This is a genomic window from Pseudomonas edaphica, assembly GCF_965277385.1.
Lineage (GTDB): Bacteria > Pseudomonadota > Gammaproteobacteria > Pseudomonadales > Pseudomonadaceae > Aquipseudomonas > Aquipseudomonas edaphica.
Genome location: NZ_OZ255725.1, coordinates 4,427,016 through 4,441,686 on the forward strand (window position 1 = coordinate 4,427,016; position 14,671 = coordinate 4,441,686).

General features: G+C 60.0%; 16 protein-coding genes. 12 read left to right on the forward strand and 4 right to left on the reverse strand.

Annotated elements, in window-relative coordinates; all coding sequences use genetic code 11:
- Nucleotides 1-31: 31 nt before the first annotated feature.
- The 4 genes from ACQY47_RS20110 to purT all read left to right on the forward strand — a co-directional run bounded on the left by ACQY47_RS20110 (nucleotide 32) and on the right by purT (nucleotide 2,690).
- Nucleotides 32-556, forward strand: a complete 525-nt coding sequence (locus tag ACQY47_RS20110; RefSeq protein ID WP_058414816.1) for a gamma carbonic anhydrase family protein — start codon at nucleotides 32-34, stop codon at nucleotides 554-556.
- Nucleotides 553-768: a DUF1289 domain-containing protein gene (locus ACQY47_RS20115; RefSeq protein ID WP_428551301.1), complete on the forward strand. Its 216-nt coding sequence runs from the start codon at nucleotides 553-555 to the stop codon at nucleotides 766-768. Before ACQY47_RS20110 ends, ACQY47_RS20115 begins: the two co-directional genes overlap by 4 nt.
- 203 nt (nucleotides 769-971) lie before the next feature.
- Entirely contained in the window at nucleotides 972-1,439 is a 468-nt protein-coding gene (locus tag ACQY47_RS20120) for a VUT family protein (protein ID WP_056858699.1), read from the forward strand.
- A gap of 69 nt (nucleotides 1,440-1,508) precedes the next feature.
- Nucleotides 1,509-2,690, forward strand: coding sequence for a formate-dependent phosphoribosylglycinamide formyltransferase (purT, locus tag ACQY47_RS20125; protein ID WP_177033347.1), 1,182 nt, complete (start codon nucleotides 1,509-1,511; stop codon nucleotides 2,688-2,690).
- Nucleotides 2,691-2,799: 109 nt separating this feature from the next.
- On the opposite strand, the gene ACQY47_RS20130 is transcribed toward purT, so the two are convergent.
- The 3 genes from ACQY47_RS20130 to ACQY47_RS20140 form a co-directional block, all read right to left on the reverse strand.
- Nucleotides 2,800-4,110, reverse strand: coding sequence for an MFS transporter (locus ACQY47_RS20130; protein WP_428551306.1), 1,311 nt, complete (start codon nucleotides 4,108-4,110; stop codon nucleotides 2,800-2,802).
- Nucleotides 4,111-4,501: 391 nt separating this feature from the next.
- Nucleotides 4,502-5,740 carry a transporter associated domain-containing protein gene (locus tag ACQY47_RS20135; RefSeq protein WP_099549349.1) on the reverse strand — a complete coding sequence of 413 codons (1,239 nt, stop codon included), beginning with the start codon at nucleotides 5,738-5,740 and terminating at the stop codon, nucleotides 4,502-4,504.
- A 12-nt stretch (nucleotides 5,741-5,752) separates the two neighbouring features.
- Nucleotides 5,753-6,565, reverse strand: coding sequence for a cytochrome C assembly family protein (locus tag ACQY47_RS20140; protein ID WP_017139723.1), 813 nt, complete (start codon nucleotides 6,563-6,565; stop codon nucleotides 5,753-5,755).
- 233 nt (nucleotides 6,566-6,798) lie between these two features.
- On the opposite strand from ACQY47_RS20140, the gene ffh reads away from it, so the two are divergent.
- From ffh to ACQY47_RS20170, 6 genes are all read left to right on the forward strand, one after another.
- The gene (gene ffh, locus ACQY47_RS20145; protein ID WP_017139724.1) at nucleotides 6,799-8,175 is read left to right on the forward strand and encodes a signal recognition particle protein; all 1,377 of its coding nucleotides are present in this window, start codon (nucleotides 6,799-6,801) and stop codon (nucleotides 8,173-8,175) included.
- Between the two features lie 252 nt (nucleotides 8,176-8,427).
- Nucleotides 8,428-8,679 carry a 30S ribosomal protein S16 gene (gene rpsP, locus ACQY47_RS20150; protein ID WP_003175899.1) on the forward strand — a complete coding sequence of 84 codons (252 nt, stop codon included), beginning with the start codon at nucleotides 8,428-8,430 and terminating at the stop codon, nucleotides 8,677-8,679.
- 5 nt (nucleotides 8,680-8,684) lie between these two features.
- Nucleotides 8,685-9,221, forward strand: coding sequence for a ribosome maturation factor RimM (gene rimM / locus ACQY47_RS20155; protein ID WP_003175898.1), 537 nt, complete (start codon nucleotides 8,685-8,687; stop codon nucleotides 9,219-9,221).
- Nucleotides 9,203-9,976: a tRNA (guanosine(37)-N1)-methyltransferase TrmD gene (trmD, locus tag ACQY47_RS20160; RefSeq protein WP_170875847.1), complete on the forward strand. Its 774-nt coding sequence runs from the start codon at nucleotides 9,203-9,205 to the stop codon at nucleotides 9,974-9,976. The genes rimM and trmD overlap by 19 nt, the downstream gene beginning before the upstream one ends.
- A gap of 45 nt (nucleotides 9,977-10,021) precedes the next feature.
- A complete protein-coding gene (rplS, locus tag ACQY47_RS20165; protein ID WP_003175895.1) occupies nucleotides 10,022-10,372 on the forward strand; it encodes a 50S ribosomal protein L19 in 351 nt (116 codons plus the stop codon).
- Between the two features lie 82 nt (nucleotides 10,373-10,454).
- The gene (locus tag ACQY47_RS20170) at nucleotides 10,455-10,868 is read left to right on the forward strand and encodes an acyl-CoA thioesterase (protein ID WP_016977715.1); all 414 of its coding nucleotides are present in this window, start codon (nucleotides 10,455-10,457) and stop codon (nucleotides 10,866-10,868) included.
- Between the two features lies 1 nt (nucleotide 10,869).
- Here ACQY47_RS20170 and ACQY47_RS20175 read toward each other — a convergent pair whose 3' ends face one another.
- Nucleotides 10,870-12,678 (reverse strand): cation:proton antiporter, encoded by a 1,809-nt coding sequence (locus ACQY47_RS20175; RefSeq protein ID WP_428551316.1) that lies wholly within the window; start codon nucleotides 12,676-12,678, stop codon nucleotides 10,870-10,872.
- 107 nt (nucleotides 12,679-12,785) lie between these two features.
- Between ACQY47_RS20175 and xerD the strand changes: the two genes are divergently transcribed.
- Both xerD and ACQY47_RS20185 read left to right on the forward strand, forming a co-directional pair.
- A complete protein-coding gene (xerD, locus tag ACQY47_RS20180) occupies nucleotides 12,786-13,682 on the forward strand; it encodes a site-specific tyrosine recombinase XerD (protein ID WP_428551319.1) in 897 nt (298 codons plus the stop codon).
- A gap of 140 nt (nucleotides 13,683-13,822) precedes the next feature.
- The gene (locus tag ACQY47_RS20185) at nucleotides 13,823-14,554 is read left to right on the forward strand and encodes a thioredoxin fold domain-containing protein (protein WP_428551322.1); all 732 of its coding nucleotides are present in this window, start codon (nucleotides 13,823-13,825) and stop codon (nucleotides 14,552-14,554) included.
- Nucleotides 14,555-14,671: the final 117 nt, after the last annotated feature.

Consider the following 14,671-nt stretch of genomic DNA (forward strand, 5'->3'; position numbering starts at 1 on the left):
TCGCTTGAATGGCCAGCCGTGAGGACACACCATGAAATACCGCCTGGGCGACGCCCGCGTCGAGACGCACCCGCACAGCTGGGTGGCGCCGAATGCCACGCTGGTCGGCAAGGTCAAGCTGGAAGAGGGCGCCAACGTCTGGTTCAACGCGGTGTTGCGTGGCGATAATGAGCTGATCCTGATCGGCAAGAACAGCAATGTGCAGGACGGCAGCGTGATGCACACCGACATGGGCTACCCGCTGACCCTGGGCACCGGCGTGACCATCGGCCATAACGCCATGCTGCACGGCTGCACCGTTGACGACTACAGCCTGATCGGCATCAACGCGGTGATCCTCAATGGCGCCAGGATCGGCAAACATTGCATCATCGGCGCCAACTCGCTGATTGGCGAAGGCAAGGAAATCCCCGATGGCTCGCTGGTGATGGGGTCGCCGGGCAAGGTGGTACGTGAGCTGACCGAGGCGCAAAAGCGCATGCTCGAAGCCAGCGCCGCGCACTATGTGCATAACGCGCAGCGGTATGCGCGTGACCTGGTTGAGCAGGAACAATGAACCCGGTTGAACGCCCTGTCGCCTCGCCGTGCGTGAGCATTTGCGCGCTGGACAATGACGATATTTGTACCGGCTGCCAGCGCACCGTGGATGAAATTACGCGCTGGAGCCGCATGGACAATGCCGAGCGCCGGGTGGTGCTGGGGTTGTGCCATGAGCGGGCGAAGGCAAGTGGGTTGGTGTGGATGATGCCTGGTAAATCTGGCACCTGACCTGTTGGAATGCTTCTTTTTGTGGCGAGGGAGCTTGCTCCCGCTGGGCTGCGAAGCAGCCCCACATCAGGCGACTGCATTTCGTCAGTTATACCGCAATCACCTGTTTTAGGGCCGCTTCGCGCCCCAGCGGGAGCAAGCTCCCTCGCCACAGTGATTGTTTGTGCATTAACCTGTGCGGCATTACCCACAGGTCCTCCCCCATGCTCTTCCTGATCGCCTACATCAGCAGCGTCGTGCTGATCAACTTCGCTTTCTCCACCGCCCCGCACCTGGATGTCATCTGGTCCGCCTGGGGTGGCCTGGTGTTTATCCTGCGTGACATGGTGCAAACCCGCTTCGGCCATGGCGCAATCATCGCCATGCTGGCAGCGCTGGTGCTGTCGTATATCACCTCTGACCCGTCCATCGCGCTGGCCAGCGCCACGGCGTTTGCGGTGTCCGAGTGCATCGACTGGCTGGTGTTCAGCATCACCAAGCGCCCGCTGCACGACCGCCTGTGGATAAGTTCGGCGCTGAGCATTCCCCTCGATACGTTTATCTTCTTCGGCTTGATCGGCGCGCTCACACCGGCAGTGGCCGGCACCGCGCTGGTGTCCAAATTTGCCGGGGTCACGGTGGTGTGGCTGATCATGGCCTGGCGTATGCGCAAACGGGCTGTCGCCAACTGAGGCCAATTTTTACAGTTCATGTAAAATGCCGGCCTTTCTCCCCATGATCCGCTCCCCTGAGGACCTGAGATGACCCGAATCGGAACTCCATTGTCGCCAACCGCGACCCGCGTTTTACTGTGTGGCTGCGGTGAGCTGGGCAAGGAAGTGGTAATCGAACTGCAACGCCTGGGCGTTGAAGTGATTGCCGTGGATCGCTACGCCAACGCGCCGGCCATGCAGGTGGCGCACCGCAGCCACGTGATCAACATGCTCGACGGCGCCGCCCTGCGTGCCGTGATCGAGGCCGAAAAGCCGCACTTCATCGTGCCGGAAATCGAAGCCATCGCCACTGCAACGCTGGTGGAACTGGAAGCCGAAGGCTTTACCGTGATCCCGACCGCGCGTGCCACGTCGCTGACCATGAACCGTGAAGGCATCCGTCGTCTGGCCGCTGAAGAGCTGGACCTGCCGACTTCGCCGTACCACTTCGCCGACACCTTCGAAGACTACAGCAAGGCCGTGCAAGACCTGGGCTTCCCGTGTGTGGTCAAACCGGTGATGAGTTCGTCGGGCAAGGGCCAGAGCCTGCTGCGCGGCGCCGATGATGTACAAAAAGCCTGGGATTACGCCCAGGAAGGCGGGCGTGCCGGCAAAGGCCGCGTGATCATCGAAGGTTTTATCGACTTCGACTACGAAATCACCCTGCTGACCGTGCGTCACATCGGTGGCACCACCTTCTGCGCGCCTGTAGGGCACCGTCAGGAGAAGGGCGATTATCAGGAATCCTGGCAGCCGCAAGCCATGAGCCCGATTGCCCTGGCTGAATCCGAGCGTGTAGCCAAAGCCGTGACCGAGGCGCTGGGTGGCCGCGGCCTGTTTGGCGTGGAGTTGTTCATCAAGGGCGATCAGGTGTGGTTCAGCGAAGTCTCGCCGCGCCCCCATGACACCGGTTTGGTGACCCTGATTTCCCAGGACCTGTCGCAGTTCGCGCTGCACGCGCGCGCCATCCTGGGCTTGCCGATTCCGTTGATCCGCCAGTTCGGGCCTTCGGCTTCGGCGGTGATCCTGGTGGAAGGGCAGTCGACTCAGACAGCGTTCGCCAACCTCGGCGCTGCCTTGAGCGAACCGGACACGGCGTTGCGTCTGTTTGGCAAGCCGCAAGTGAATGGCCAGCGCCGCATGGGCGTGGCGTTGGCGCGGGATGAGTCGATCGAGGCTGCCCGAGCTAAAGCGACCCGTGCTTCCAAGGCTGTTGTTGTAGAGCTGTAACCGCGTCGCGCCCATCGCAGGCAAGCCAGCTCCCACATTTTGATTTGTGAATACCTTCAAATGTGGGAGCTGGCTTGTCGAATCGTCGCACCGCTGCGATAGCGGTCTATCAAACGACTCGATTCAAATCATTATCCCGCGTCTCTTTCAGGCACAGCACAGCAATCAAGCTGAGCAACGCTGCCGCCGACACATACCCGCCGACATAACTCAGCCCACCCATCGCCACCAGCTTGGTTGCAAAAAACGGTGCGGCCGAAGCGCCGACAATCCCACCGAGGTTATACGCCGCCGAAGCGCCGGTATAACGCACGCGGGTCGGGAACAGTTCCGGCAGCATCGCGCCCATCGGGGCAAACGTGATGCCCATCAGGAACAGTTCCAGCGCCAGGAACAACGCCACCGCCCAAGTTGAACCGTGGGTCAGCAGCGGCTCCATGGTGAAACCCGACAAAATCGCCAGCACCGCGCCGACGATCAGCACTGGCTTGCGCCCGTAGCGGTCGCTGGCCAAGGCTGCCAGCGGCGTGGCCAACCCCATGAACAGCACCGCAAAGCACAGTAAACCGAGGAACATCTCACGGCTGTAGCCCAAGGTCGAAACTCCGTAGCTCAGGGAAAACGCGGTGGTGATGTAAAACAGCGCATAGCACACCACCATCGACGCGGCGCCCAGCAGCACCGGCAGCCAATGCTGGCTGAACAGTTCTACCAATGGCACTTTCACCGGCGCCTCTTTGGCCACGGCGTTGGCGAATACCGGCGTTTCGTGCAGCTTGAGCCGTGCATAGAGGCCGACCATCACCAGCGCTGCGCTGAGGATGAACGGGATGCGCCAGCCCCAGCTGCGGAACTGCTCGTCGTTGAGGCTCATGGCCAGGATCAGGAACAGGCCATTGGCTGCCAGAAAACCAATTGACGGACCCAGTTGCGGGAACATGCCGAACCAGGCGCGCTTGCCCTTGGGGGCGTTCTCGGTGGCCAGCAGCGCCGCGCCGCCCCATTCGCCGCCAAGGCCCAGGCCCTGGCCGAAGCGCAGCACACACAGCAGGATCGGTGCCCAGGCGCCAATGCTGTCATAGCCCGGCAGCAAGCCAATCAGCGTGGTACACACGCCCATCAGCAGCAGCGAGGCGACGAGGGTGGATTTGCGCCCGATACGGTCGCCGAAGTGGCCGAACAGCGCCGAGCCCAGCGGGCGGGCAATAAAGGCGATACCGAAGGTCAGGAACGACGCCAGCATCTGCGCGGTGCCGGAGGTCTGTGGGAAGAACACCGGGCCAATCACCAGTGCCGCAGCGGTGGCGTAGATATAGAAATCGTAGAACTCGATGGCAGTGCCGACGATGCTGGCAGTGGCAACCCGTGCGGTCGAGTTGAGCGGGGCGGCGGGTGCGGCCTCGTTGTAGGTGGTGCTCATGGCAGTATCCCTGACGGTCATTGCGCGTTTGGACGCGGATTATTATTGGTCGAACACCCATGGATCAGGGTTGTAAGCGGAGCGGCTCGGGATGGGAGCAAACACCGGTCAGACACGGAAAAGGCGGTGCCTGGACGCGCTGAGTGCGGGTAGCACGCGGTCGGGCGGGGCTTGGGTAAGCCGAGCCGATTATAGGAAGGGGTTTGTAGATCCAACAAGGGGGGCGTTGGCAGGCAAATAATCTAAATGTGGGAGCTGGCTTGTGTGGGGATTGGCTTGTGTGGGAGCTGGCTTGCCTGCGATGGCATCACCTCGGTTCAACTGAATGACCGAGGTGCCTGCATCGCAGGCAAGCCAGCTCCCACATTGGATCGAGTGGTGTCAGGGGAAGTTATGCAGCTACCGGCACGCGGCTGGTATGCCAGATCAGCACCTTGCTCACGCGGTTGTCCTCGGTCTCGAGGATCTCCAGGCGGTAGCGGCCAATTTTCAGGCACACCGCGCAGTCGGGAATAGTCTCCAGCGCCTCGGTAACCAGGCCATTGAGGGTCTTGGGGCCGTCACTGGGCAAGTGCCAGCCCAGGCTTTTGTTCAGTTCGCGGATCGAGGCGGCGCCGTCGATGATGTAGCGGCCATCGGCTTGGGCTTCGATGTGCGGGTTATCCACCGCCTGGTCGCTTTCGAATTCGCCGACGATTTCTTCGAGGATATCTTCCAGGGTGACGATGCCCAGCACTTCGCCGTATTCGTCCACCACCATGCCCAGGCGCCGTTGCTGTTTATGGAAGTTCAGCAGCTGCAATTGCAGTGGCGTGCTTTCCGGCACGAAGTAGGGTTCGTGGCAGGCGGCCAGCAAGGCTTCTTTGGTCAGGCTGGCGTCGGGCAGCAAATGCTGGATCTGGCGAGTGTTGAGCACCGCTTGCACCTGGTTGATGTCGCTGTGAAACACCGGCAGGCGCGTGCGCTGGGACGTGCGCAGTTGCTCGATGATGGCTTCGACCGAGTCGTCCAGGTTGATGCCATCCACTTCACTGCGCGGCACCAGGATGTCGTTGACCGTGATGTTGTCCAGGGCGTGGATGCCTGGCAGGCCGGGCGTGCGATTGTCGTTGGCCTCGGGCTCCGGTTCATCGTCATGCTCGGGCAGCGGCTCGTCGCTCTTTTTTACCACGCCGGATTTGCGCGCGAAGGGGCGCAACAGCAACAGGCTGATGCCGTTGAGCAGCCAGGCCAGTGGATAAAGGATTTTCAGCGGGACGCCCAGCAGCGTGTTACCGAAGCCCAGCACGGCTTGGGGGTGACGAACGGCCAGCGCACGGGGCAGATAGTCGGCAAGTATCAGCAGGATGGCGCAGGAGATCAGCCAGCCGAGCCACGGGCCGTTTTGCGCCCAGGCATAAATCGCCAGCAACGTGCACAGGATCACCACGGCCGCCCGACACAGGCTGTTGCACAGGATCAGGCTGTTACGTGGGAAGTTCAGGCGGGCGGCGGCCTTGTCGCCTTGGCGTGTGCCAGGGCGTATGGCCAGCAGGTGTTGTTGTGCGGCTTCGATGGCGGTAAACAGCGCCGCCCATAAGATCAGCAGGGCGATTACCGCGAGCATCGGCCCAAGGGGCAAGTTGTCCATTATTGCTGCCCGTCAGATATGCAGGATGTATTCGCGAACCAGCTTGCTGCCGAAGTAGGCCAGCATCAGCAGGCAGAAACCGGCCAGGGTCCAGCGGATCGCCTTGTGCCCGCGCCAGCCGAGACGGTTACGCCCCCACAACAGCACGCTGAACACCACCCAGGCCAGGCATGCCAGCAGGGTTTTGTGCACCAGGTGCTGGGCGAACAGGTTCTCGACGAACAGCCAACCGGAGATCAGCGACAGCGACAGCAGCGTCCAGCCGGCCCAGAGGAAACCAAACAGCAGGCTTTCCATGGTTTGCAGCGGCGGGAAGTTCTTGATCAACCCGGACGGGTGCTTGTTTTTAAGTTGGTGATCTTGCAGCAGCAGGAGCAAGGCCTGGAACACCGCGATGGTGAACATGCCGTAGGCCAGGATCGACAACAGGATGTGCGCCAGGATGCCCGGCTCTTCGTCGATGACCTGCACGGTGCCTGTTGGCGTGAATTGCGCCAGCAGCACGGTCAGCATTCCCAGCGGGAATAGCAGCACCAACAGGTTTTCGACCGGGATGCGGTAGCAGGCCAGCAAGGTCAGCGCGATAACGGCAGCGGCGATCAGGCTGGCGGCGCTGAAAAAGTCCAGGCCCAGGCCGACCGGCGTCATCAGGTGGGTGAACAGGCTCGCGGCGTGAGCCAGCAGGGCGACGACGCCCAGGCCCACCAGCAGACGTTTGTCCGCTTTAGTGCCTTGGGCCAGACGAGTGCCCTGATAGAGAGTCGCAGCGGCATATAAAAGGGCGGCGGCGAGGCTGGGTAGCAAACTGGGTGACAAGGGGACCATAAATCCTGATAGACAAGCCCGAAAGGCGCTGAGTTTGGCACACACCTGCGCTGCACGAAAGACTCCCGGGCCAGACAGCGCGTGTGCAGCGGCGCAGTCTTCGCTATAATCCGCGACCTGCCCACGCCGCAGGCTTGCTGAGCGCTGTTTTTAATAGCGATTTACCACAGCCTGGGCCGCCATTACCTCGGTCACCACTGCATTTCGATGAATAGGGCCTGAAAGGATCGCGCATGTTTGAAAACTTGACTGACCGTCTCTCGCAGACGCTGCGCCATGTCACCGGCAAGGCCAAGCTGACCGAGGACAATATTAAAGACACCCTGCGTGAAGTGCGCATGGCGTTGCTGGAAGCCGACGTGGCCTTGCCTGTGGTCAAGGACTTCGTCAACTCGGTCAAAGAGCGCGCAGTGGGCACCGAAGTGTCCCGCAGCCTGACGCCGGGCCAGGCATTTGTGAAGGTCGTCCAGGCCGAACTCGAAAGCCTGATGGGCGCAGCCAACGAAGACTTGAACCTCAGCGCCGTGCCACCGGCCGTTGTGCTGATGGCCGGTCTGCAGGGCGCGGGTAAAACCACCACCGCCGGCAAGCTGGCGCGCTTCCTTAAAGAGCGCAAGAAGAAGTCGGTCATGGTGGTATCGGCTGACGTCTACCGTCCGGCCGCGATCAAGCAGCTGGAAATGCTCGCAGGCGAAGTCGGTGTGACCTTCTTCCCGTCCGACCTGAGCCAGAAGCCGGTCGACATTGCCAACGCGGCTATTAAAGAAGCCAAGCTCAAATTCATCGACGTGGTCATCGTCGATACCGCCGGTCGCCTGCACATCGACGAAGAGATGATGGGCGAGATCAAGGCGTTGCATGCCGCGATCAACCCGGTCGAGACGCTGTTCGTGGTCGACGCCATGACCGGCCAGGATGCGGCCAACACCGCCAAGGCTTTCGGCGATGCACTGCCGCTCACCGGCGTGATCCTGACCAAGGTCGACGGTGACGCCCGTGGCGGTGCCGCGCTGTCGGTACGCGCCATCACCGGCAAGCCGATCAAATTCATCGGTATGGGCGAGAAGAGCGATGCGCTCGAGCCGTTCCACCCTGAGCGTATCGCCTCGCGCATCCTTGGCATGGGCGACGTGCTCAGCCTGATCGAGCAGGCCGAAGCCACGCTCGACAAAGACAAAGCCGACAAGCTTGCTAAAAAGCTGAAGAAGGGCAAGGGCTTCGACCTCGAAGACTTCCGTGACCAGCTGCAACAAATGAAGAACATGGGCGGCCTTGGCGGCCTGATGGACAAGCTGCCGAACATCGGCGGTGTGAACCTGGCGCAAATGGGCAATGCCCAGGGCGCGGCAGAGAAGCAGTTCAAGCAGATGGAAGCCATCATCAACTCCATGACCCCGGCCGAGCGCCGCGACCCTGAGCTGATCAGTGGTTCGCGCAAACGTCGGATCGCCATGGGCTCCGGCACCCAGGTGCAGGACATCGGTCGCTTGATCAAGCAGCACAAGCAGATGCAGAAGATGATGAAGAAATTCTCCGCCAAAGGCGGGATGGCCAAGATGATGCGCGGCATGGGCGGTATGTTGCCCGGCGGCGGCATGCCGAAAATGTAAAAAGTATTCGAGCGCAAGCTTGCTTGCGCTCCGACCCACAGGGACGTGGGATCTCCAGCAAACCCGCGGTTAGCGGGAGCTGACTCGCCGTTTTAACCGACGGCTCTATAGCAGATCTGAGTGGCACGCTGATAGGCGCCAGAAAAAGACATTTGCAAAAGTCCGGATATTCCTTAGAATATGCGGCCTTTCGGGCACCTATGCCCGCTGTGCATTTAGATTTGCAGCACCGACTACAGGAACGATGTTCACATGCTAACAATCCGTCTTGCCCTTGGCGGCTCCAAAAAGCGCCCGTTTTACCACTTGACCGTAACCGACAGCCGCAACCCGCGCGACGGTTCGCACAAGGAACAGGTTGGTTTCTTCAACCCTGTTGCTCGTGGTCAAGAAGTTCGTCTGTCCGTGAACCAAGAGCGCGTAGCCTACTGGCTGAGCGTTGGCGCACAGCCATCCGAGCGCGTTGCAAAACTGTTGAAGGACTCGGCTAAGGCCGCAGCCTGAGCAATATGAACGCGACGCCAGCTGTTGCTGATGATTTGATCGTTATCGGCAAGATTTACTCTGTTCATGGCGTTCGCGGCGAAGTGAAGGTGTATTCCTTTACTGATCCGACTGAAAACCTGTTGCAGTACAAAACCTGGACGCTCAAGCGCGAAGGTAGTGTGAAACAGGTCGAGCTGGTCAGTGGACGCGGGAGCGATAAGTTCCTGGTCGCAAAGCTCAAGGGTCTTGATGACCGTGAAGAAGCTCGTCTTCTGGCCGGTTATGAGATCTGCGTGCCGCGCAACCTGTTCCCTGAATTGACCGACGGCGAGTACTACTGGTACCAGCTGGAAGGTCTGAAGGTTATTGATCAACTGGGGCAATTGCTCGGGAAAATCGATCATCTTCTGGAAACCGGCGCCAATGATGTAATGGTGGTCAAGCCTTGCGCTGGCAGCCTGGATGATCGCGAACGCCTGTTGCCCTATACCGAGCAATGCGTGTTGGCCGTCGACCTGGCCGCGGGCGAGATGAAGGTGGAATGGGACGCGGACTTCTAAGCGTGGCTAATTTGCGCATTGAAGTGATCAGTTTGTTTCCCGAGATGTTTTCCGCCATCAGCGAGTACGGCATCACCAGTCGGGCGGTGAAACAGGGGCTGTTGCAGCTCACCTGTTGGAACCCGCGAGACTACACGACAGATCGACATCACACTGTGGACGATCGCCCATTTGGCGGTGGCCCGGGCATGGTGATGAAGATCAAGCCCCTGGAAGATGCGTTGGTCGAGGCCAAGGCAGCAGCCGGGGAGAAGGCGAAGGTAATTTACCTGTCCCCTCAAGGCCGTCAGCTGAAACAGGCTGGCGTGCGCGAACTGGCGAATGAGGAGGCCTTAATCCTGATTGCCGGTCGCTATGAAGGCATTGACGAGCGTTTTATTGAAGCGCATGTCGATGAAGAGTGGTCGATTGGGGACTATGTCCTGTCTGGCGGCGAGCTGCCGGCGATGGTCCTGATAGATGCGGTTACACGACTGCTGCCTGGAGCTTTAGGGCATGCGGACTCTGCGGAGGAAGATTCCTTCACGGATGGTTTGCTGGATTGCCCGCACTACACCCGACCGGAGGTGTATGCGGATCAGCGTGTTCCCGACGTATTGCTAAGTGGCAATCACGCACACATCCGGCGTTGGCGTTTACAGCAGTCCCTTGGTCGGACCTATGAACGACGCGCCGATCTTCTGGAAAGCCGCTCGCTTTCTGGAGAAGAGAAGAAGCTGCTCGAGGAATACATCCTCGCGCGGGACGATAGTTAACAACGTATCGATGGTAGGTCCATTGACTTACCTTAGGAGCACAGCATGACTAACAAAATCATCCTTGCACTCGAAGCAGAGCAGATGACCAAAGAGATCCCTACCTTTGCCCCGGGCGACACTATTGTCGTTCAGGTGAAAGTGAAGGAAGGCGACCGTTCGCGTCTGCAAGCGTTCGAAGGCGTGGTAATCGCCAAGCGTAACCGTGGTGTGAACAGTGCTTTCACTGTTCGTAAAATCTCCAACGGTGTTGGCGTAGAGCGTACTTTCCAGACCTACAGCCCGCAAATCGACAGCATGGCCGTTAAGCGTCGCGGTGACGTACGTAAAGCCAAGCTGTACTACCTGCGTGACCTGTCCGGTAAAGCAGCTCGCATCAAGGAAAAACTGGCTTAAGTCCAGCTTCCCGATGCAGAAAAAAGCAGCCTACGGGCTGCTTTTTTGTGCCTGAAATTTGTCTGTTTACCGGTATTTGCCCATGACCACCCGCCTCGAAGAAATCCAGCGCCGCACCGACCTGTCCGTCACTCACGTGACCAAAGCCGTGTTCCCGCCGACCACCAACCACCACAACACCCTGTTCGGCGGCACTGCGCTGGCGTGGATGGATGAAGTGTCGTTCATCACCGCCACGCGCTTTTGCCGCTTGCCACTGGTGACCGTGTCCACCGACCGTATCGACTTCAACCACGCGATCCCGGCCGGCTCCATCGTCGAGTTGATCGGCCGCGTAATCAAAGTGGGTAACACCAGCCTCAAGGTCGAGGTTGAAGTATTCGTCGAGAGCATGAGTGCCGATGGCCGTGAAAAGGCGATCCAGGGCGTGTTCAGTTTTGTCGCGATTGATGCTGACAAACGCCCTGTGCCGGTATTACCGGGTTTTGCCGACTGACTTATTCGGCTGTGTTGTTTTCTGGTTGAATCACGGCCAGCAAGGTCCAGCCAGCTACGGGTTTCAAGCTGCTGTCCGGGGTCACCACGTGTACCCAGCCTGCGGTATCGCGGGCAAACAGCAGCGTCGCGCGGTCACCATGCAGCGCCTGGTACTGTTCCCAGCTGAAGCCTTCGGTCAGGTTGGTGCTATACAGCTCTGCACCTTGGCCCAGCAGGCTCGCAAGTTTGGTGTAGCTCAGGGGTTGGCTGCCCAGCAAATGGCCACGGTGCTCGTGGCTGGCCCGGTGCTTATCGGTGCGACGGCTTTCCTGGCTGCTGGCCAGGGCGAACAGACGATGCCCAAAATCGTGGCGAAAGCGCATGGCGGCCAAAGTGTTCTGTTCGCCCGAAGGTGAGAGCGCCAGCAAATGCCCGAGGCCGACCAGATCCAGATGCGATTCGGCATGCTGTGATGCCGGGTTGCCGAAGTAAGTGGGTAGCCCTTCCATTCGGCTGGCGCGGATGTTTTCCCAGCTGGAGTCGGTCAGCAGCACTCGGCTGCCCAGTTGTTGCAAGGCTTTGCCCAGGATGCGCGCCGGGCCGTTCGCGCCGACGATCAGGAAGCCGCTGGGCGCAGGCTCGGCGACTTTCAGCAGGCGTGCCAGTGGGCGGGCCGTGGCGCTTTGCAGGACAACGGTGCCGATAATCACCGCGAATGTCAGTGGCACCAGTAACAGTGCGCCTTCATGACCGGCCTCATCCAGGCGAATGGCGAAAATCGCCGACACGGCTGCGGCCACGATCCCGCGAGGTGCAATCCAAGACAGCAGGGCACGTTCACGCCAGTTCAGGCCGGAACCAAAGGTCGAAAGCGCGACGTTCAAAGGTCGCGCAATAAATTGAATGATCAGTAACAGGATCAGTACGAACGGCCCCAAGGCAATCAGGGCGTTCAGGTCCAGGCGCGCGGCCAGCAGAATGAATAACCCGGAAATCAGCAGGACGCTGAGGTTTTCCTTGAAATGCAGGATGTGGCGTACGTCAACGCCCTTCATATTGGCCATCCACATGCCCATCAACGTCACGGCCAGCAGGCCGGACTCATGCATCACCGCGTTGGAGGCGATGAAAATTCCCAGAACGCCAGCCAGCGTAGCCAGGTTATGCAGGTATTCCGGCAGCCATTGCCGGCGCATGATCTGCCCCAACACCCAACCACCGGCGACTCCGAACAGGCTGCCGCACAGGATCACGCCGCCAAAGGTCAGCAGGCTGTGACTCAAGCCGTCGCCTGACGCGCGAGCGATAATAAAGCTGTAGACCACCACGGCGAGCAGCGCACCAATCGGGTCAATGACAATGCCTTCCCAGCGTAAGATATTGGCGATCGAGGCTTTTGGCCGCACGACACGTAACATGGGCACAATCACGGTAGGCCCGGTCACCAGCGTCAAGGTGCCGAAAAGCAGGGCGAGCATCCAGTCAAAACCCAGCAGCCAGTGGGTAGCCAGGGTAATGACGGCCCATGTCGACAGGGCGCCGACCGTGACGAGGCGATGCACGACGCTGCCGATCTCCTTCCATTCCGAAAGGTGCAGCGTGAGGCTGCCCTCAAACAGGATCAGTGCTACGGCCAGGGATACCAATGGCATCAGCAGCGGGCCGAACATTTCCTGAGGATTCAGCCAGCCCAGCACTGGCCCTGCCAGGATTCCGCTGACCAACAGAAACAGAATGGCGGGAAGTTTCAGGCGCCATGCCAGCCATTGGCAGGCCAACGCGGCCACGCCAATGCCACCAAATGCCAGCAGAATCTGTTGTTCGCTCATTGAAGCTTCCTGTTCCTTGAAATAGCGGGCTATGAAAGACTAGTGCCCGTTGTAACAGTTCACTAAATAATTTGCGCAAAGCCCTGTGCTGCGCTGCTTGAGTGCCCATGCCCGCCATTGACCATCCCCTGATCGACCGCTTCCTCGACGCCCTGTGGCTGGAAAAAGGCCTGTCGGACAACACCCGCCAGGCTTATCGCAGCGACTTGGCTTTGTTCAATGGCTGGTTGCAGGACAAAAACCTTGAACTGATCAATGCCGGTCGTGAGTTGATCCTCGATCACCTGGCCTGGCGCCTGGAGCAGAGCTACAAACCGCGTTCCACGGCGCGATTTCTCTCGGGCGTACGTGGGTTTTATCGCTATTTGCTGCGGGAAAAGCTGATTGCCGTCGACCCGACCCTACAAATCGACATGCCCCAGCTCGGTAGGCCATTGCCTAAATCCTTGTCGGAAGCTGACGTCGATGCCTTGCTCGCCGCCCCCGATCTGAGCGAAGCCATCGGCCAGCGCGACCGCGCCATGCTTGAGGTCTTGTATGCCTGCGGTTTGCGCGTGACCGAGCTGATCAGCCTGACCCTGGAGCAAGTCAACCTGCGCCAGGGCGTGTTGCGCGTGATGGGCAAAGGCAGCAAGGAGCGGTTGGTGCCGATGGGCGAGGAGGCGATTGTGTGGGTGGAGCGCTATATGCGTGACGCCCGCAATGAGCTGCTTGGTGGGCGACCCAGCGATGTGCTGTTCCCCAGCCTGCGCGGCGAGCAGATGACTCGCCAGACCTTCTGGCACCGTATCAAGCACCAGGCCAAGGTCGCCGGGATCGGCAAGGCGCTGTCGCCGCATACCTTGCGCCATGCATTCGCCACGCATTTGCTCAACCACGGCGCGGATTTGCGCGTGGTGCAAATGCTGCTGGGCCACAGCGACTTGTCCACAACTCAGATCTACACCCATGTGGCACGTGCACGCTTGCAGGAGATGCACGCCAAGCACCACCCACGCGGTTGAAAGCCGCCAATTTGTCCCGCCACCGGCTGCCCTGGCGCCCAACTGTGGTAGGCTTTGCCGGTTAGCAAAGGGGACGGCCACTGCCCGCGTTTCCAAGCGGTGTTCCACAGCCGTCCCTGCATCTGCCTTCAGGAGTTCCCATGCGCTTGACCCAGATTATTGCCGCCGCAGCGATTGCGTTGGTTTCCACCTTTGTTGTCGCCGATGACGCCGCCGAACAAACCATTCGCAAGAGTTTGGCGGACCTGAAGCTCGACACCCCGATCGAAAGCATCAGCGCCAGCCCCATGGCCGGCCTGTATGAAGTCAAGCTCAAGGGCAGCCGTGTGCTGTACGCCAGTGCCGATGGCCAGTACATCGTCCAGGGCTACCTGTTCCAGCTTAAAGACGGCAAGCCGGTCAACCTGACCGAGAAGGCCGAGCGCCTGGGCGTGTCCAAGCTGATCAACGGCATTCCGGTGGCTGAAACCGTGGTTTACCCAGCCATTGGCGAGACCAAGACCCACATTACCGTGTTCACCGACACCACGTGCCCGTACTGCCACAAGCTGCACGCCGAAGTGCCTGCGCTGAACAAGGCCGGTATCGAAGTGCGCTACGTCGCGTTTCCGCGCCAGGGCCTGGGTTCGCCGGGTGACGAGCAACTGCAAGCCGTATGGTGTTCGGCCGACAAGAAATCGGCCATGGACGAAATGGTCGATGGCAAGGAAATCAAGGCGGCCAAATGTGCCAACCCGGTTTCCAAGCAGTTCGCCCTCGGCCAGTCGATTGGCGTGAACGGTACACCGGCCATCGTTTTGGCTGACGGCCAAGTGATTCCGGGCTACCAGCCGGCGCCACAAGTTGCCAAACTGGCACTGGGTGCGAAGTAAGCAGTCATCGTCGAGCCTTTGACGATCATGCCCCGTCGAACAGTCGACGGGGCATTAATTGAGAGCCGCAGTTGTGCGGCTGTTTACCACGGCCGACCTTGAGTCGGCCGTTTCATG